This is a genomic window from Thermohalobaculum xanthum, from assembly GCF_016623495.1.
In the GTDB taxonomy this organism is placed as follows: Bacteria; Pseudomonadota; Alphaproteobacteria; order Rhodobacterales; family Rhodobacteraceae; genus Thermohalobaculum; species Thermohalobaculum xanthum.
Map to the genome: position 1 here is coordinate 214,789 of NZ_JAEHHL010000008.1, position 17,718 is coordinate 232,506.

Consider the following 17,718-nt stretch of genomic DNA (forward strand, 5'->3'; position numbering starts at 1 on the left):
GGAATATCGCATGGAATCACCACGCTCGCCAAGATGCCAGAACAATAAGAAGAAGCCCCGCAGGTGGCCTGCGGGGCTTTCGGGGATCGCGACAGGCCGAGTCGGCCCGGGCAGACTGCCGAACTCAGTTCTCGGCAGTCTCCTCCTTTTCGCGAACGATCTCCTTGCCGGTCTCCTGGTCGACGACCTTCATCGACAGGCGGGTCTTGCCGCGATCGTCGAAGCCCATGAGCTTGACCTTCACGGACTGGCCTTCCTTCACGAGGTCCTTGGGGTTCGCGCCGCGCTCGTTCGTCATCTGGCTGATGTGCACGAGCCCGTCACGCTTGCCGAAGTAGTTCACGAAGGCGCCGAAATCCATGATCTTGACGACCTTGCCGGTGTAGATCTTGCCGACTTCGGGCTCGGCCACGATCGAGTTGATCATCTCGCGGGCCCGCTCGATGCACTCGGCGTCGGGCGAGGCGATCTTGATGACGCCGTCGTCGTTGATGTCGACCTTCGCGCCCGACTCCTCGACGATCCCGCGGATGACCTTGCCGCCCGAGCCGATCACTTCACGGATCTTGTCGGGGTTGATCTGCATGGTCTCGATGCGCGGGGCATGGACCGAGAACTCGGAACGGCCCTCGGTCAGCGCGTTCGCCATCTCGCCGAGGATGTGCATCCGCGCATCCTTGGCCTGCGCCAGCGCCTGCTTCATGATCGCCGGCGTGATGCCGGCGACCTTGATGTCCATCTGCAGCGAGGTCACGCCGCTCGAGGTGCCCGCGACCTTGAAGTCCATGTCGCCGAGGTGATCCTCGTCGCCCAGGATGTCGGTCAGGACCGCGAACCGGCCGTCCTCCTCCAGCACCAGGCCCATGGCGACGCCGGCGACGGGCGCCTTGAGGGGCACGCCCGCGTCCATCATCGACAGCGACGAGCCGCAGACCGTGGCCATCGAGGACGAGCCGTTCGACTCGGTGATCTCGGACACGATGCGGATGGTGTAGGGGAAGTCCGTCGCCGCCGGCAGAACCGCCTGCAGCGCGCGCCAGGCAAGCTTGCCGTGGCCGACCTCGCGCCGTCCCGGAGGGCCCATGCGGCCCGCTTCACCGACCGAGTAGGGCGGGAAGTTGTAGTGGAGCAGGAAGCGCTCGCGCCAGTCGCCTTCGAGGCTGTCGATGATCTGCTCGTCGTCGCCGGTGCCCAGCGTGGTGACCACCAGGCCCTGGGTCTCGCCGCGGGTGAACAGCGACGAGCCATGGGTGCGCGGCAGGATGCCGACCTCGCACTCGATCGGGCGGACGGTGAACAGATCGCGCCCGTCGATGCGCACGCCCTTGTCCACCAGGTCGCCGCGCAGCACCGAGGCCTCGAGCTTCTTGAACGCGCCCGAGACGGCGTTCTCGTTCTCGAGCTCTTCCTCCGAGAGGCCCGCGAGGACCTTTTCCTTGGCGGCCGAGATGGCGGCTTGGCGCTCCTGCTTGTCGCGGATCGCGTATGCCGCGCGCACATCCGCCTCTCCCAGCGACTTGACCTTCGCCTCGATCGCCGAGTTGTCCTCGGGCTGGAAGTCGAACGGCTCCTTCGCCGCGTCTTCGGCCATCGCGACGATCAGGTCGATCACCGGCTGCATCTGCTCGTGGCCGAACTGGACGGCGCCCAGCATCTCGTCTTCCGACAGCTCGTAGGCCTCGGACTCGACCATCATCACCGCGTCCTTGGTGCCGGCGACGACGAGGTTGAGGCGCTGGTCGGGGTTGTCGCACAGCTTCTGCATGTCCTCGACCTTGGGGTTGAGGACGTAGCCGCCATTGGCGAAGCCGACGCGCGCCGCGCCGATCGGGCCGCGGAACGGCACGCCCGAGAGCGTCAGCGCGGCCGAGGCCGCGATCATCCCGACGACATCGGGATCGTTCTCGAGGTCATGGCTGAGGACCGTGACGATGACCTGGGTCTCGTGCTTGAAGCCCGGGACGAAGAGGGGGCGGATCGGCCGGTCGATCAGGCGCGACGTCAGCACCTCCTTCTCGGTCGGCTTCGCCTCGCGCTTGAAGAAGCCGCCCGGGATCTTGCCGGCGGCGTAGTAGCGCTCCTGATAGTGGACCGTAAGGGGGAAGAAATCGAGGCCGGCCTTCGGCTTCTTCTCGAAGACGACGGTGGCCAGCACCGTGGTCTCGCCGAGGCTCGCCACGACGGCGCCATCGGCCTGGCGGGCCATCTTGCCCGTCTCGAGGACGAGCGTCTCGCCGCCCCACTGCATTTCCTTGCGTACGATATCGAACATTCCGTTTCCTGTTCCCGGCCGGCGCCCGTATGGCCCGGCCCGTCTGTCGCGCCCAGACGGCGCGGCCCCTTGCGTTTCATCCTGACGCGTCCTGCCGGGGCGTGACAGGGGCGTCGTCGGACATGAGTGTCCGCGCTTCGGGACGGGCGCTGGGCCCTGGTGTCCCCGGGCGTCGGACGCGCCCGTCTCGGTCATGGCGGGCGGCGACACTGCCGACGCCCGTCCTTCCAGCTTCGTCGCCAGCGCGGCGCGCCGCCCGGCGTCGTGCAAAGCCCGATCCGCTGCCACGCGGTGCGCCTTGCCTCTAAGTGGTGCGGCGCGGCCCTGTCGGGACCGCGCCGCAACGTCGCATGGGCTCAGCGGCGGATGCCGAGGCGCCCGATGAGGTCGCGATAGCGCGCCTCGTCCTTGCCCTTGACGTAGTCCAGCAGCTTGCGGCGCTGGCTCACGAGCTTCAGGAGGCCACGCCGCGAATGCTTGTCCTTGGCGTGGGTCTTGAAGTGCTCGGTGAGGTTCGAGATGCGTTCGGTCAGGATCGCGACCTGCACCTCGGGCGAACCGGTGTCGCTTTCCTTCGTCGCATATTCCTTGATGAGCGCTTCCTTGCGCTCGGGCGTTATCGACATCTGCCGACTCCTTCTTCAACGTCGAAAGCCCGCGTCCCTCGGGCCAGAGCCGGGATGTCGTCCAGCACGGTCTGGGGGGGCGGGCAACCGCGCCCTTTTGCGCGGTGCGCGCTGTATGCCGCCCTTTCGCGCGAAAATCCAGAGAAAATCGCCGCGAGGAACCGCTCTAGGGTCGGGGGCCGTCACGTTGCTCGCACGAACCAGCCCGCGTGTGCGCAGGGAACGCTGGCTCATTGAGAGCGAACGGTGGCAAGCCACCTGCTTCGGGCGCTTTGTCCGATCAGGCTTTATGGCCTTCGGGCGTCCCACCAGCGGCCGGTGCCTGCGGCCGGTCGTCCTCGAAGTTGAAGACGCGCACCGGCTGAAGGAATGGGCCGCGCCGCTCGACGATGGCGCGGGGCCGGCGCTCATGCTCGACCCAGGCGAGATCGCTCTCCGCGATGTCGAGCCCGCCCAGAGCAATCGCCTGGCCATTGGCAAGACGTGCCGCATCGGCGGCGTCGGCGCGGCGGCAGGGAAACTCGGAAAGCCCCGCCTCGACCCGGAGGAGTGGCGCCGGCGCACCATCGCGGATCGCATCGAGCTGGTCGAACGGGATTGCGTCCTCGACCCTGAACGCCCCGCTCGCGATGCGCCTCAGGGCCGACACATGCCCGTGACAACCGAGCGCCTCGCCAAGATCGCGGGCGACCGAGCGGACATAGCCGCCCTTGCCGCAGGTCATCTCGATCTCGGCATGATCCGCATCGGGCCGCGCCACCATCACGATGCGATGGACCCTGAGCGGGCGCGCCACGAGCGCGAATTCCTCCCCCTCGCGCGCCAGGTCATAGGCACGCTCGCCGGCGACCTTGATGGCCGAGAAGCGCGGCGGCGTCTGCATGATGTCGCCCTCGAACGCAGCAAGCGCCGCGCGGATCTCGGCATCCGTCGGGCGGGCATCGCTCTCGGCGATCACCGCACCCTCGGCGTCATCCGTCGCGGTGGCCTGTCCGAGCCGCACGGTGAAGCGGTAGGTCTTCACCCCTTCCTGAGCCAGCGCGACCGTCTTGGTCGCCTCGCCGAAGGCCACTGCCAGCACGCCGGTCGCAAGCGGGTCGAGCGTGCCCGCATGGCCCGCCTTGCGGGCATCGAGCGCCCAGCGCGCCTTGTTCACGACCGCCGCCGAGGTCACGCCCAGCGGCTTGTCGATCACCAGCCAGCCATGGACCGGGTTGCCCTTTCGCCGCCGCGCCATGCTCTCCGCCGTTCGCTCGTTGCTTGCCGGGCGGCTCTCCTAGCGCGGACGGCGCCGCGGCGAAACCCCAAGCCGCACGCTGCGGCGGCCCGCGGCCGCCCTCAGCGGCCCTCGCGCCGCCAGGCGCCGAGGAACAGCAGGCCCGTCATCAGGGCCGCCAGCCACACCGGCAGCAGCGGCGTGAGGCGGATCCCCGTGACCCTGTAGGCCTCGCGGTCGACCATTCCGACCCACGAGCGGCCATGCGTGCGGCGCCCCTCGTCCACGAACCGCAGATCGGGGGTGCCGTCGGCGAGCCAGCGGGCGTCGCCGCCGGTCGTCTCGGCCAGCGGCGCCAGAAGCTCCTCGCTGGCCAGCGGCATCTCGTACTCCTTCGGGCTGGGAGGGCCGACCGCCGCGACGGCCCTGCGCGCGCCGTCGCTGAAGCGCCACAGCCCCTCCTCGGCGTCCTCGATCACCGCCTGCCAGCGCCCCGGCCCTGCCGGTCGCAACGTGATCTCGAGCCGCTCGCCCGACGGTGTCACCGCGCCGACGGTCTCGGGCGGCGTCTCGGCCAGGGTGCGGCGCTCGATCAGGACGCGCGTGCCCTCGGTCCGGGCGAACAGCGCCTCCTCCTCCAGTTCGGGCTCGCGCATCAACCAGTGGGCGGTGCGGCGCAACAGATCCGCCTGCGGCCCGCCTCCCTCGTAGCCCCGGCTCCAGAGCCAGGCGTGGTCCGACGCCAGCAACGCGACGCGCCCCTCGCCCACCCGGTCGAGGATCAGCAGCGGCCTGCCGTCGATCCCGTCCATGACGGCGTCACCGCTGGTCTGCGCGACATCGACATGCCTCAGCCAGCGGCCCCAGCGCGGACCGCCATCCTCGGCGATCCCGGCGGTGGCCTCGAGGCCAGCGGTCACCGGATGGCGCTCGCCCAGCGCGCTCACACGCGGCAGGAACGGGCGCTCGAAGACCTCCATGGTCGGGTCTCCGGGCAGGATCTCGCCCAGTGGCGTGCGCGCCAGGCTCTGTGGACCCGAGAACGCCGCTCCCGAGGCAACCAGGACCGCCCCGCCGTCGCGCACATAGCGCGCGATGTTCGCCAGGTAGGCGCTGGCGAGGACACCCCGCCAGCGGTAGCGGTCGAACACGATCAGGTCGAAGTTCGAGATCTTCTCGAGGAACAGCTCGCGCGTCGGGAAGGCGATCAGCGACAGCTCCGAGACCGGTGTGCCGTCCTGCTTGGCCGGAGGCCGCAGGATGGTGAAGTGGATCAGGTCGACCGTGGGATCGGACTTGAGAAGATCGCGCCATGTCCGCCCACCCGGATGCGGCTCGCCCGAGACCAGCAGCACCCGCAGCCGGTCGCGCACGCCGTTGACCGTGGCGATCAGCCGGTTGTTTCGGTCGGTGAGTTCCTCGGTCAGCACCGGCAGCTGAACGTCGACCACGGTGGGCCCGCCATGCGTGATCGGGATCTCGAGCTCGGTCTCGCCGCTCAGCATCATGCGCAGCGGGCGCGGAGCCCCGCCGTCGATCGAGACCTGGGCCGTGACGGCCCCGCCCAGCCCCGCGGGCCGTTCGCCCAGCGCCAGCGCGCGCATGCGGAAGGTCACGCTCTCGCCGACGATGCCGAAGGCCGGACCGTTGGTCAGTTCGAGCCGCAGGTCGAAGCCCTCGCGCGCACCGGCGATCAGCGGGTGGACGGGGGCGGGAAAGCCAGTAATCCGGCCTGCGTCATGGATCTGCCCGTCGGTCACGAGGACCGCGCCGGCGATGCGATCTGCCGACACCCGCGACGCCGCGTCGTCGAGCGCCGAGAGGAGCCGCGTCCCGCGGTTCCTGCCCGTCGTATCCGGGCCGACCTCGATGACGCGCAGATCGAGCGGCGTTCCCGCCGCCTCCAGCTCGGCCGCCGCGGCGGTCAGGTGCTCGACCGCGGCATCGATCTGGGCCCGTCGGTCCTCGAGATCGGCGCTTTCAGTCCGGTCGACCACGAGGAAGCCGATGTTTCCAAGCGAATCGCGCTCCTCTCGCTTGAGCTGCGGCCCGCACAGCGCCGCCAGCAGCACGCCGAGCGCCAGAGCCCGCAGCCACCATCCGGTCAGGCCGCGCCACATCGCGGCCCCCACGCAGAAGACGGCGAGCCCGGTGGCCAACGCAATCAGCGGCCAGGGCAGCAGGGGGTCGAAGGCGATGGTCGTCTGCATGGCCCCCCGCCCCTATTGACCCAGCCGTTCCAGCACCGCGGGGGCGTGGACCTGGTCCGACTTGTAGTTTCCGGTCAGTGCGTACATCACCACGTTGATGCCGAAGCGCATCGCCATCTCGCGCTGTCGATCGCCGGCGCGCCCGACCGGTACCAGCGGCCGACCGCTCTCGTCCACCGCCCAGGCCGCCGCCCAGTCGGCCGAGCCCACGATCACCGGCGAGACGTCGTCGTCGACCCGGTCGAACTGCGGCAGGTCCCCGTCCTCGACCGTCGGCCGGCTGCCCGGGCGCGGTGCCTCGGCCCAGACGCGACCGCCGCGCCATCGGCCGGGAAAGTCGTTGAGCAGGTAGAAAGTCCGGCTTAGGACATGGTCGCCATCCACCGGCGCCAGCGGCGGCAGGTTCAGGGACCGCGCGATCTGGCGCATCTCGGCCGCCGAAGCCGCGCCGAAACCCGAGACGCCGTTCTGCGTGTCGATCACCAGCATACCGCCATGGGAGATGTAATGCGCGAGGCGCTCGAGCGCGGCCTCGCTCGGCTGCACAGACTCGGTCAGCGGAAAGTAGATCACCGGGATCAGGCTCAGCTCGTCGGTCTCGGGGTCGACGCCGCGCGGCGGGCCCGGCTCGACCGCCGTGCGGCGCATCAGTTCGTCGCCCAGCCCGACCATCGCGCGCTCGGATAGCTGGTCGAGCCGCGCGTCCCCCGTCAGCACGTAGCCCAGCGTCGTCTCGGCGGCCACCGACACGTCGTTCGGGCCCGGCTGGGGCCGCGGGGCTTCCGATGCGACGCCCTCTGCCCGCGCGTGACCCGACCCGGGCAGGCCGGGCGAAATCCCCAGCGCGACCACCGCCAGCACCGCAGCCACGGACTGGCGTGTCGAAGGCCCGAACCCGGGCAACCGACCCGAGAGCCACAGCGTGGCAAGCGTGTCGAGGGCCGCGAGCACGATCGCGAGCATGAGGAAGGCGGGCGCAAGATCGCGCGTCTCGGCGCCCCCTAGCGTCTCCGACACGACCCCTGCCGGTGCCGAAGGCATCGGCGCGAGGCGGTCGCCGCCAAGGTGGAGATTGAGCGCCAGGCTCTCGGCGGCGCCCGCCGCGCGCGGCCCGGCATCGGCGCGCGCGTAAAGCCCCGGCGGCAGCCCCGGGCCCGCACGTCCACCGGCCAGCGACTCGCCCGGAACCGGGTCGAGCCCGCCGGGCGCCGACAATGGCTCGCCTTCAGGTCCGATCACCCGCTCGAGGCGCCACTGCGTGCCCTGCAGCTCTTCGGCCGAAGGCACCGTGGCCGCCTGGCCGGGTGCAAGTGCCACCAGCCGGCCCAGCATCTCGACGAAAAGGCCCGAGATCGGAAGCGACGACCACTCGGGGTCCGCCGATACGTGGAACAGCACCACGCGGCCCTCGCCCAGCTGCGACGCCGTCACAAGCGGGGTCCCGTCATCCAGGGTCGCCCAGACCTTGCCCACCAGATCGGGGCTCGGCTCGGCCAGGACCTGGGTGCGGACGTCGACCTCGGACGGCACGACCAGTCGCCTGAACGGCCCGCGCGCGTCCAGCGGGCCCAGCGTTCGCGGCGCACCCCACGCCAGCGCGCCCCCGAGCACCCGTCCGCCGCGCCGCAGCGTCACAGGCAGAAGCGGGTCCTCCCCGGGTGCCGCGGCGCCCGCCACGGGCTCGCCGATCGCAGCCGCGAGGCGCGGCCCGGCGAAGCGCACAAGCAGGCCGCCCGCCTCGACCCATTCGACAAGGGCCGCGCGCTCGCCGGGCGCGAAGGCACCCTGGTCGGCCAGGAAGATCGCGGCGGGATCACGGCCCAGCGCCTCGGCCAAGGACGCTTCGGTGACGTCGGCCCAGGGCTCGAGCCCCTCGATCAGGTAGCGCCGCGCCGAGGTAAGCGTGGCGACCTCGCCCTCGGTCGCCGGGTCGATCACCGCCACGGGCACGCGCCGGATCGCGGCATCCGCGAGCGCGGCTCCGCCAGCCGAGGCGCGCTCGGCAAGCACGACGCGGGTCACCCGCGCGATCAGTTCGGGCGGCAGATCGAAGGTCGCGCGGGCGTAATCCGCGTCCGTTTCGAATTCCGCCCGCCCCACGGCGATGCGGCGCTCGGGCCCCTCGGGCGTCGTGGCCATTGCCACCACGGCAGCCTCCGCAGGCGCGGCATCCGCCCGCAGCACGTCGACCACCATCCGCCCGTCGGCGAGGGCGGGCGGCGTCAGGGCGCGCGCCGGCATGTGCGGTCCGATCATCCGCATCGGCGCAAGACCGGCCAACCGCCCGATCAGCGTTGCCGTCGCGTCGTCGTAGGAGAGCCCGTCATGCAGCCACAGGACCTGCGCCAGACCCTCCGGACGCTCCGCCTCGAGCGCGGCCAGCATCGCCGCGTGGTCGGCCGGCACGGGCTGCGGGCGCGCCGCCTCCAGCTGGCGCCGTGCCACCGCGGCTGCGACCGGCGGCGGCACCGTGTCCGGCGTCGCGGCGACGAGCCAAAGCATGACCTGCCGCCCGGACTGCGCCGCCTCGTCCAGCGTGGCCTCCGACAGGGCCACGCGCTCGTCCCAGTCGGGCGCGCTGGCCCAGCCCTGGTCGATGACGATCAGCACCGGCCCCTCGCCCGCCTCCACCAAGCGGGCCGAGGGGTTCAGCACGGGTTGCGCAAATCCGATGATGACCGCGGCGATCATCACCGCGCGCAAAAGCAACAGCCACCACGGCGTCTTCGCCGCCTGGCGCTCGGGGTCCTCGAGCCCCAGCAGCAGGCGCACGCCGGGAAAGATCTGGGTTTTCGGGCTGGGCGGGATCGCGCGCAGAAGCCACCACAGCAGCGGGATCGCCACAAGCCCGGCCAGCACCCAGGGGCTCAGGAAGCCGAGTGCGCCAAAGGTGGTCATCGCCCGCCACCAATGAAGGCGTGGAGCCGCAGCAGCGCCCTGCGCGGGCTCTCGTCGGTGCGGTGCAGCAGCAGCTGCCAGCCCGCCGCGCGCGCGACGCGGTCGAGCTCGTCACGCCGCTCGGCAAGGCGCTGGCGATAGCGATCCTTCAGCGCGGCTGCCTGGTCCGTCTCGTGCCGCACCGCGCGCGCCACGCTCTCGAACCGGGTTCGGCCGATGAAGGGGAATTCTTCCTCAACAGGATCGAGGATCTGGACATAGACCCCGCCGATACCCTGGCCCGCGGCGCGTCTCAGCGCCGGCAGGACCTGCTCGCGCGGTCCCATGAAGTCCGAGAAGAAGATGATCCGTCCCGAGCGCGGCAGCGCGAATTCGACCGGCGCGCCGTAGTCGGGCGCATCCGGCTCCACCGGCGCGGTCAAAAGCCCCGCCATGCGCTGCAACTGACGCTCGCCCGTGCGCGGCTGCTCGGCCTCGGTGCCGATCAGGCCATAGCGCTCGCCTCCGCGCGAAAGCAGCACGGCCACCGACAGCGCCAGCAACGCCGCGCGTTCGGCCTTGGTGCGGGCGCTCGCGTCCGAGCGGAACTGCATCGAGCGCGCCCGGTCGACCCACAGCAGCACGGTCTCGGCTGCCTCCCACTCCATCTCGCGAATATAGAGCCGGTCCGAACGCGCCGATCGTCGCCAGTCGATCTGGCTAAGCGCGTCCCCCGGCTGCGCCGCACGGTATTGCCAGAAGGTCTCGCCCGGCCCGGCCTGCCGCCGCCCGTGAACGCCGGTGGCCACCGAGGCCACCAGCCGCTCGGCCTCGACCAGCAGCGCCGGAAGGGATCCTGAAACCCGCTCGGCATCACGGCGAAGCCAGCCCGCCCGGTCACGGCTTGCGCGGGAGGCGGGCTCCGCCATCAGGCGGCCTCCTCGAGCCTCAGCCCGGCCATGATCTCGGCGATCACGCCGCGGATCGTCGCGCCTTCGGCGCGCGCGGCAAAGGTCAGCGCCATGCGGTGCGTGAGCGCCGGCACGGCAAGCGCCTCGACATCCGCGAGCGACGGCGCAAGCCGCCCCTGAATCAGCGCGCGCGCCCTGACGGCCAGCATCAGCGCCTGCGCGGCCCGAGGACCGGGGCCCCAGGCCAGGCGGCCGCGCGCGGCCTCGGAGGCCTCGGCGGCCTCGGGGCGGGCGGCGCGCACCAGCGTCAGGATCGCCTCGACGACCTGCTCGCCCACCGGCATCGCCCGCACCAGCCGTTGCAGCGCGATCAGGCCAGCGGCATCGAGCACCTGCTCGGCCTCGGCATCGGCGATGCCCGTGGTCGCCAGCAGGATGTCGCGCTCCTCGTCGCGGCTGGGATAGTCGACGTCGATCTGCAGCAGGAAGCGGTCGAGCTGCGCCTCGGGCAGCGGATAGGTTCCTTCCTGCTCGATCGGGTTCTGGGTGGCCAGTACATGGAAAGGCCGCGCCAGCGCGCGGTGCTGGCCCGCCACCGTCACCTCGCCCTCCTGCATCGCCTGCAGCAGCGCCGATTGCGTCCGGGGGCTTGCGCGGTTGATCTCGTCGGCCAGCAACAGCTGGGTGAAGATCGGCCCCTCGATGAACTTGAAGAGACGCGAGCCGTCCTTGCCCTCCTCGAGGACCTCCGAGCCGAGGATATCCGCCGGCATCAGGTCGGGCGTGAACTGGATGCGATTCGCGTCGAGCCCCAGAACCGTCCCGAAAGTCGAGACGAGCCGGGTCTTGGCGAGGCCGGGAACGCCCACCAGAAGCGCGTGACCGCCGGAAAGAATCGCCGTGAGCGCAAGCTCGACAACGTCCGATTGGCCGATGATGCGCTTGGCAATCTCGGCCCTCGCCCGCGCCAGCGTCTGTCCGGCTTCCTCGATTTCCTGCACGGGGTCGGTCATGTTCGCGGCCTCCCGGGGGTTTGGCTTCTGGTTCACTATCCCTACCATAAGGTATGCGGCATCAGTGAAAGGCAACAGGGGGTTCACGCGATGGTTTCCGACACCAAGACCGATCCGGGCGCCGCCGACGCGCTCGCCAAGGCTGTCGGCGCCGCGACCAGGGGCAAGAAGGGCCCTCCGCCCGTGCACCTGTGGAACCCGCCCTATTGCGGCGATCTCGACATCCGCATCGCCCGCAACGGCCAGTGGTGGTATCTCGGCACGCCGATCGGGCGGATCGAGCTGGTGGAGCTCTTCGCCTCGGTCCTCAAGCTCGAGGACGGCAAGCACTATCTCGTCACACCAGTCGAGAAGATCGGCATCACCGTGGACGACGCGCCATTCGTGGCCGTCGATTTCCGCGTCGAGAACCACGGCCCCGGACAGGTGCTGGTGTTCGAGACGAACGTGGGCGACGAGACCGCCGCCGGCCCCGAGAACCCGATCCGCGTCGCCCGCGACCCGCAGACGGGCGAGCCCTCGCCCTATGTCCATGTGCGCCGCGGGCTCGAGGCGCTGATCGACCGCAAGAGCTTCTACCGCCTCGTCGAGATCGGCGAGCACGAGGAAATCGAGGGCACGCGCTGGTTCGGCCTGCGCTCGGGCGGGCAGTTCTTCCCCATCATTCCCTCGGTCGAGATGGAGGTGGAGGCCTGAGCGGCGCCGGCGCCCACTGCCCCGCGGGGCGGCGCGACAGGGCTTGATCGGGCGCGAGGCTTTGCGCATCTATCTGCCATGCCAATCGCGCTCGCGGATATCACAGCTGCCCTTGCCCTGCCGCCGCTGGGCAACCGCTCGGATTTCGACCTGAACCCCGAGGTGCGCGCGGCCCTCGCTCCGGGACTCAAGCAGCGCCCTGCGGCCATCCTCTGCCCGTTGATCGAACGCCCGGCCGGCCTTCACGTGGTGCTGACGCGCCGGGCCACCCATCTCAAGCATCATGCCGGGCAGATCAGCTTTCCGGGCGGCAAGGTGGACCAGAAGGACCCATCGCCCCTGGCCACCGCGCTGCGCGAGGCCGAGGAAGAGATCGGCATGCTGCCCGACCAGATCGACGTGCTGGGCACGCTTGACCCCTACCTGACCTCGACGGGCTTTCGGGTCACCCCGTTCGTGGGCCTCGTCGCGCCCGCATGGCGCGCGCTGCCCGACCCGAACGAGGTGGAGGAAGTCTTCGAGGCACCCCTCGACTTCCTCATGGACCCGACCAACCGCCTGCGCCATCACCGGGAATGGCAGGGGTCGCGGCGCTATTTCTACGCGATGCCCTGGGGCGACTACTACATCTGGGGCGCCACCGCGGGCATGCTCAAGGGCCTGGCCGACCGGCTCGCCGTGCTCGCCGAGCAGGGTGCGGCATGATCGTCGACCTCGCAGGCAGCATCGATCCCGACTGGCGCACGGACCGGTTCGTCAGCGGCAAATGGCTCGACGATCCCGAGCTCGCCGCCGTGCTTTCCGCCCTTCGCGGCGAAGCGTTCTTCGTCGGCGGCTGCGTGCGCAACGCGCTGCTGGGCGAGCAGCCGGGCGATATCGACCTCGCCACGCCGCTCACCCCCGACGAGGTCAGCGCCCGCCTGGCCGAGGCCGGGCTCAGCGCCGTCCCGACCGGGCTCGAGCACGGCACCATCACCGCCGTTTCCGGCCACAGGGGGTTCGAGATCACCACCTTCCGCGCCGATGTCGAGACCCATGGCCGCCATGCCACGGTCGCCTTCTCGACCGACATGAGCACGGATGCCGAGCGGCGCGACCTGACCATCAACGCGCTCTATGCCGATGGCGCGGGACGGGTCATCGACCCGCTCGGCGGGCTTGCGGACCTAGACGCGCGCCGCATCCGGTTCATCGGCGACCCGCATGACCGGATCCGCGAGGATTACCTGCGCATCCTGCGCTTCTTCCGGTTCACCGCATGGTATGGCGGCGACGGCATCGAGCCCGATGGGCTGGCCGCCTGCGCCGAACTGGCCGAGGGCATCGGCCGCCTCGCGCGCGAGCGCATCGGCGCCGAGCTGCGCAAGCTGCTCGCCGCCCGCGATCCCGCCCCCGCCATGGCGGCGATGCAGGCGGCGGGCGTCCTCTGGCGCTGCCTCGCGGGTGCCGACACCGCGCTGCTCGCGCCCCTCGTCCATGCCGAGGCCGAGGCCAGGCACGAGCCCGACTGGCTCGTGCGCCTTGCGGCGCTAGGAGCAACCGGCGAGGCCGAGGCGCTTCGCCTGTCGAACGCGGACGCCACGACGCTCGAGGCCATCCGCAGCGCCATGCAGGATACCGGCCCCATCGCCGCGACGGCATTCCGCCGTGGCGCCCGCGTGGCCTGGGCACGGCTCCTGCTCGCGGCCGCGGCCGGCGCGCCGCCGCGCAGCTGGCACGACGCCGCGCAGGCGATCGACCAGGCGGCGGCCTCGCCCTTGCCGATCCGCGCACGCGACCTGATCGCCGCCGGGATGGAGCCCGGTCCCGGCATTGGCCGCGCCCTCGCGCATGCCGAGGCCGCATGGGTCGACAGCGGGTTTTCGCTGGACAAGGCCGCGCTGCTGACGCAGGCTCTCCACATAGGTCAACATAGCTGACTATAAGTCGGACGATTCCATGGGCTGGGAGACGATCATCGCGCTTGCGGGCTTTGCCCTGGCGTCCACATGGACGCCGGGTCCGAACAACATGATGCTCGCCTCATCGGGCGCGACCTTCGGCTTCCGACGCACGCTGCCCCACGCCCTTGGCGTGGCGCTGGGCTTTCCGGTCATGCTGTTTCTGATCGCATTGGGCCTGGGCGAGGCGTTCAAGCGCGCGCCCGCCTTCGGCGCGGCCCTGGGCTGGGTCGGCTGCGGCGTGATGCTGTGGCTGGCCTGGCGTATCGCGACCGCCAGGGCCGCCGGCTCAAGGCGCCGCCCGCGCCCCCTCAGCTTCGCCGAGGCCTCGGCCTTCCAGTGGATCAACCCCAAGGCCTGGGTCATGAGTATCGGCGTCTCGGCCAGCTTCGCGACGGGCGCGCGCCCGGTGCTCGAGGCCGCGGTCGCGGCCGGCATCTTCGTGCTCTCCGGGTTGTCCTCTGCCCCAGGCTGGGCCGCGTTCGGCGCAGGGCTGGGGCGCCTGCTCGGTGACGGATGGCGCCTGCGCGCCTTCAATATCGCCATGGCAGCCCTGCTCGCCGCCTCGGCGCTGTGGCTCGTGCTCGACGCCTGACCGCCGGTCAGCCCGCGGCGTCGCCTGCCACGGGCGAAGCTCCACGCACCGCGATGCGGCGGGCATGCCCACCCCACCACGGATCGGCCGCGAGGTGACGCCGCAAGGGCGTGTCGGTCTCCCGCGGCGCGTTCTCGATGTACCGCACCGCCTCGTCGAGGCTCTCGCCCGCAAGTCCCCGGAGATATGCAACCGCGCGCGGGATCGAGAACGGCTCGCCAAGATGCTCGTCGAAATTCGACGGCAGGTCGGTCCAGACCGCGCCCTTCCTGCCGGTCTCGCGGCACCACGCGGCCACGGCATCGACCACCTGCGACGTTGCACCTGCGGCCGTACCGGTCACCAGGCAGACCCGGCCGACATGGTCCTCGGTGGCGCGCTCACGGCGGGCGAGGTCGGTGACGACATGCTCGATCCGGTCACGGCGCGAGGCGACCGCGTGGGTCGCGCAGCCGACGCCGTGTCGCGCATCGAGGCAGACGACGAGGCCCATCTTCCGCTTGGGGCTCACGCGCGTGAACTCCATCGGCAGACGCGGCCCCGCGCGCATCAGCCACGGGCCCTCGACATGCGGCGCCAGATTCTCGAGGTCCCAGATCAGCGACCCCCAGCCCAGGACAACGTACTGCGACACGGCTCCATCCAATCGCGGGGGCGGGCGACACGGTCTTGCAAAGGCTGCACCGCCCAGACATCTTGTCGCCACAGAGTAACGCCATTCTCGCGTCCCGAGCGTGGTCCTGCAACACCGGTCACCCGATGTCCGATATCGAAACCGAAGCCGTCCTCGAGGCGAACGAGGCATTTTACCGATCGATGCGCGCCAGCGATCTCGGCGCCATGAACGCACTGTGGTCGCGCACGCGACGGGTCAGCTGCACCCATCCCCAGGGCCCGAGCCTGTTCGGGCGCGAGGCCGTCATGGAAAGCTGGCGCGTGATCTTCGCGCGCGCCGAGGGCGTCCCCATCCACGCGACCGGCGCCCACGCCGTTCTGACCGGCAAGACCGCGATGATCCTGTGCCGCGAGGAGGTGGGCCCGACCCACCTCATCGCCACCAACATCTTCGTCCGCGAGGGCGATTCCTGGCGCATGGTCAACCACCAGTCGGCACCAGTCCCCGGCGGCACGGCGTAAGGGGCGGGGTGCCGTCATGATGACGGCGCGACCCGATCAAGCTCCTGCCGGATCTGACGCGCTCGGATGTCCTCGACCATCGCGCGGTTCGCGGCGATTAGATCGGCGAGCACGCCGCCCATCATCAGCACGAACGCCATTGCCATGAGCGAACCGGACAGGACCAGTGACTGCACGTGCCCGCCGCCGTCTCCCGAGGCGTAGAACCACAGGAAACGCCCGATTCCGACGATCGCTGGCAGCGCGAACACCACAGCGAGCGCCGAGAAAAACCGTAGCGGCTCGTAGAGCACGAAGATCCGTATAATGGTCAAGGCCGAGCGAAGTACGTAGCCCGCCATGCTGCCGATCAGTCGAGATTCGCGCGTCTGCGGATTGACCCCCACCGGCACCGAGGCGATCGGGATGCGCTTTCGCCCCGCCTGGATGATCGTCTCGAGCGTGTATGTGTAGGTGTTGAGCACGTAGAGCCGGATCGCCGCGTCCCGGTGATAGGCTCGAAAGCCGCTGGGCGCGTCTGCGACATCGGCTCCGCTGGCTTTGCGCACCACCCAGCTGCCCACCCGTTGCAACAACTTCTTGAGCGGAGAGAAGCTGTTGATCTCGGTGATCGGACGCGCCCCCACGACAATCTGCGCCTCTCCCGCCAGGATCGGCGCGACCAGCCGCGAGATGTCCGCGCCACGATACTGGTTATCGGCATCAGTGTTGACGACCACGTCGGCACCGCGGCGCAACGACTCGTCAACCCCGGCCATGAAGGCTCGCGCGAGGCCCATGTTGGTTCCAAGCGAGATGACGTGGTCGACGCCCAACTCGCGCGCCACCCGCACGGTCGCATCGGTTGAGCCGTCATCAATCACCAGGACTTCAACCGCATCGAAGCCCGGCACCGTGCTCGGCAGGTCGGCTATCGTCTGCGGCAGCGTCGCTTCCTCGTTAAGGCATGGGATCTGTATGATCAGCTTCATTGTCCTGCCCGCCCCCCTCGCGGCCAATCTGTCCCACGGGATGGCGCACGGCTCAAGCTTGTTGTGTCGGGGGCTGGCTGGGCATGCAGTGATCGCCTAGCATTGCCCCCATCCAGCCGCGGACGTGCGTGCCGCAAACAGCCCAAGACAAGGTGCAGAAACCGTGCGCGTGCTGATCGACATCCTGCACCCGGCCCACGTCCACTTCTTTCGCGAGTTCCACGGCGAGATGGCGGCCCGCGGGCACGAGTTGCGTGTACTCTCACGTCACAAGGACGTGGCCACAGAGCTCCTGGACGCCTACGGGATCCAGCACGAAGTAATCTCGTCGCAACGTCCCGGCCGCTGGCGGCTGGCGGCCGAGTTGGCGCAGCGCGTCCGATCAACCAGCCAAGAGATCCGCGCCTTCCGCCCGGATGTCATTGTCGGTCTGATGGGGCCGTCAATCGCGCTCGCGGGGTTCGTCCACAGGACGCGTACGCTGGTGTTCTACGATAACGAGACCACCGACCGGCTCAATCGTGCCGTTGCACGCCTCGCCGATGCCTGGATTTCGCCCCGGGGATTCGAGCACGACTATGGCTCTCGCCACCTGCGCTACGACGGCTATCACGAACTTGCCTACCTGCACCCCGCGCGCTTCACGCCGGATGCAAGCCGCCTGCGCACTCACGGCATCGATCCGACACAGCCCTATTCCCTCATGCGATTCGTCGCCTGGGAGTCGATCCATGATGTGGGCGAGATCGGCTTCGGAGCGGCGGGCAAGCGACGCGCGATCGAGCTTCTCTCCAGACTTGGCCGGGTCTACATCTCGTCTGAGCGCCCTCTGCCGCCCGAGTTTGAACACTACCGCCTTCCTCTCCCGGTCGAGGACGTCCACCACGCACTCGCCTTCGCCACGGTGGTGGTGGGGGAAAGCTCGACCATGGCCTCGGAGGCGGCCTGCCTCGGGACCCATGCGGTGTTCGTCTCCCGCTCGGGGCGCGGGGTCAACACCGAACAGGAGCGCCGCTACGGGCTCGTCCGCACCTTCCATGGGGGGCGTGAGGCCGAGGCTCTGACCTGGATCGAGCACCTCGCCAGCCGCGACCCTCACACCATCCAGCACGAAGCCCGTGAGCGACGCGAGGCAATGCTGGCCGACGTGATCGACGTGACCGGGTTCCTCGTGGACTATGTTGAGACGGGTAGCACGAAGCTTGCGCATGCCCGCGATTTGAAACCACCGAAGTGAACCCGACCTGGGCGAGG

The 17,718-nt window shown here is 70.1% G+C and carries 15 protein-coding genes; 6 read left to right on the forward strand and 9 right to left on the reverse strand.

Annotated elements, in window-relative coordinates; all coding sequences use genetic code 11:
• Positions 1-124: 124 nt before the first annotated feature.
• The 7 genes from pnp to H0I76_RS14325 all read right to left on the reverse strand — a co-directional run bounded on the left by pnp (position 125) and on the right by H0I76_RS14325 (position 11,125).
• Complete coding sequence (gene pnp / locus H0I76_RS14295) at positions 125-2,272, reverse strand: polyribonucleotide nucleotidyltransferase (RefSeq protein ID WP_200611039.1); 2,148 nt, start codon at positions 2,270-2,272, stop codon at positions 125-127.
• Positions 2,273-2,628: 356 nt separating this feature from the next.
• Positions 2,629-2,898, reverse strand: a complete 270-nt coding sequence (gene rpsO, locus H0I76_RS14300; protein ID WP_200611045.1) for a 30S ribosomal protein S15 — start codon at positions 2,896-2,898, stop codon at positions 2,629-2,631.
• Between the two features lie 280 nt (positions 2,899-3,178).
• On the reverse strand, positions 3,179-4,135 hold the full coding sequence (gene truB / locus H0I76_RS14305; RefSeq protein ID WP_200611048.1) for a tRNA pseudouridine(55) synthase TruB: 957 nt from the start codon (positions 4,133-4,135) through the stop codon (positions 3,179-3,181).
• 101 nt (positions 4,136-4,236) lie between these two features.
• Positions 4,237-6,324, reverse strand: coding sequence for a hypothetical protein (locus tag H0I76_RS14310; RefSeq protein WP_200611051.1), 2,088 nt, complete (start codon positions 6,322-6,324; stop codon positions 4,237-4,239).
• Positions 6,325-6,336: 12 nt separating this feature from the next.
• Positions 6,337-9,222 carry a DUF4159 domain-containing protein gene (locus H0I76_RS14315; protein ID WP_200611054.1) on the reverse strand — a complete coding sequence of 962 codons (2,886 nt, stop codon included), beginning with the start codon at positions 9,220-9,222 and terminating at the stop codon, positions 6,337-6,339.
• Complete coding sequence (locus H0I76_RS14320) at positions 9,219-10,130, reverse strand: DUF58 domain-containing protein (protein WP_200611057.1); 912 nt, start codon at positions 10,128-10,130, stop codon at positions 9,219-9,221. The genes H0I76_RS14315 and H0I76_RS14320 overlap by 4 nt, the downstream gene beginning before the upstream one ends.
• The gene (locus H0I76_RS14325) at positions 10,130-11,125 is read right to left on the reverse strand and encodes an AAA family ATPase (protein WP_200611060.1); all 996 of its coding nucleotides are present in this window, start codon (positions 11,123-11,125) and stop codon (positions 10,130-10,132) included. Before H0I76_RS14325 ends, H0I76_RS14320 begins: the two co-directional genes overlap by 1 nt.
• Positions 11,126-11,215: 90 nt before the next feature.
• On the opposite strand from H0I76_RS14325, the gene H0I76_RS14330 reads away from it, so the two are divergent.
• The 4 genes from H0I76_RS14330 to H0I76_RS14345 all read left to right on the forward strand — a co-directional run bounded on the left by H0I76_RS14330 (position 11,216) and on the right by H0I76_RS14345 (position 14,356).
• Entirely contained in the window at positions 11,216-11,821 is a 606-nt protein-coding gene (locus H0I76_RS14330) for a DUF1285 domain-containing protein (protein ID WP_200611077.1), read from the forward strand.
• 78 nt (positions 11,822-11,899) lie between these two features.
• The gene (locus H0I76_RS14335; protein ID WP_200611080.1) at positions 11,900-12,526 is read left to right on the forward strand and encodes a CoA pyrophosphatase; all 627 of its coding nucleotides are present in this window, start codon (positions 11,900-11,902) and stop codon (positions 12,524-12,526) included.
• The gene (locus tag H0I76_RS14340) at positions 12,523-13,740 is read left to right on the forward strand and encodes a CCA tRNA nucleotidyltransferase (protein WP_200611083.1); all 1,218 of its coding nucleotides are present in this window, start codon (positions 12,523-12,525) and stop codon (positions 13,738-13,740) included. Before H0I76_RS14335 ends, H0I76_RS14340 begins: the two co-directional genes overlap by 4 nt.
• Before the next feature lie 19 nt (positions 13,741-13,759).
• On the forward strand, positions 13,760-14,356 hold the full coding sequence (locus tag H0I76_RS14345; RefSeq protein WP_200611086.1) for a LysE family translocator: 597 nt from the start codon (positions 13,760-13,762) through the stop codon (positions 14,354-14,356).
• Positions 14,357-14,363: 7 nt separating this feature from the next.
• Here H0I76_RS14345 and H0I76_RS14350 read toward each other — a convergent pair whose 3' ends face one another.
• The gene (locus H0I76_RS14350; protein WP_200611089.1) at positions 14,364-14,990 is read right to left on the reverse strand and encodes a hypothetical protein; all 627 of its coding nucleotides are present in this window, start codon (positions 14,988-14,990) and stop codon (positions 14,364-14,366) included.
• Between the two features lie 125 nt (positions 14,991-15,115).
• Between H0I76_RS14350 and H0I76_RS14355 the strand changes: the two genes are divergently transcribed.
• Positions 15,116-15,493, forward strand: coding sequence for a nuclear transport factor 2 family protein (locus H0I76_RS14355; RefSeq protein ID WP_200611092.1), 378 nt, complete (start codon positions 15,116-15,118; stop codon positions 15,491-15,493).
• Positions 15,494-15,507: 14 nt separating this feature from the next.
• Here H0I76_RS14355 and H0I76_RS14360 read toward each other — a convergent pair whose 3' ends face one another.
• Positions 15,508-16,464, reverse strand: coding sequence for a glycosyltransferase family 2 protein (locus H0I76_RS14360; RefSeq protein WP_200611095.1), 957 nt, complete (start codon positions 16,462-16,464; stop codon positions 15,508-15,510).
• A 169-nt stretch (positions 16,465-16,633) separates the two neighbouring features.
• Here H0I76_RS14360 and H0I76_RS14365 point away from each other — a divergent pair, with 169 nt between their 5' ends.
• Positions 16,634-17,701: a hypothetical protein gene (locus H0I76_RS14365; RefSeq protein ID WP_200611098.1), complete on the forward strand. Its 1,068-nt coding sequence runs from the start codon at positions 16,634-16,636 to the stop codon at positions 17,699-17,701.
• Positions 17,702-17,718: the final 17 nt, after the last annotated feature.

Excerpts from the sequence above, each read along its gene's own strand:
- truB (WP_200611048.1), bottom strand. The coding sequence starts at position 4,135 with ATGGCGCGGCGGCGAAAGGGCAACCCGGTCCATGGCTGGCTGGTGATC.
- H0I76_RS14335 (WP_200611080.1), top strand. The coding sequence starts at position 11,900 with ATGCCAATCGCGCTCGCGGATATCACAGCTGCCCTTGCCCTGCCGCCG.
- H0I76_RS14330 (WP_200611077.1), top strand. The coding sequence starts at position 11,216 with ATGGTTTCCGACACCAAGACCGATCCGGGCGCCGCCGACGCGCTCGCC.
- H0I76_RS14320 (WP_200611057.1), bottom strand. The coding sequence starts at position 10,130 with ATGGCGGAGCCCGCCTCCCGCGCAAGCCGTGACCGGGCGGGCTGGCTT.
- H0I76_RS14325 (WP_200611060.1), bottom strand. The coding sequence starts at position 11,125 with ATGACCGACCCCGTGCAGGAAATCGAGGAAGCCGGACAGACGCTGGCG.
- H0I76_RS14355 (WP_200611092.1), top strand. The coding sequence starts at position 15,116 with ATGTCCGATATCGAAACCGAAGCCGTCCTCGAGGCGAACGAGGCATTT.
- H0I76_RS14340 (WP_200611083.1), top strand. The coding sequence starts at position 12,523 with ATGATCGTCGACCTCGCAGGCAGCATCGATCCCGACTGGCGCACGGAC.
- H0I76_RS14345 (WP_200611086.1), top strand. The coding sequence starts at position 13,760 with ATGGGCTGGGAGACGATCATCGCGCTTGCGGGCTTTGCCCTGGCGTCC.
- H0I76_RS14315 (WP_200611054.1), bottom strand. The coding sequence starts at position 9,222 with ATGACCACCTTTGGCGCACTCGGCTTCCTGAGCCCCTGGGTGCTGGCC.
- rpsO (WP_200611045.1), bottom strand. The coding sequence starts at position 2,898 with ATGTCGATAACGCCCGAGCGCAAGGAAGCGCTCATCAAGGAATATGCG.
- pnp (WP_200611039.1), bottom strand. The coding sequence starts at position 2,272 with ATGTTCGATATCGTACGCAAGGAAATGCAGTGGGGCGGCGAGACGCTC.
- H0I76_RS14310 (WP_200611051.1), bottom strand. The coding sequence starts at position 6,324 with ATGCAGACGACCATCGCCTTCGACCCCCTGCTGCCCTGGCCGCTGATT.
- H0I76_RS14360 (WP_200611095.1), bottom strand. The coding sequence starts at position 16,464 with ATGAAGCTGATCATACAGATCCCATGCCTTAACGAGGAAGCGACGCTG.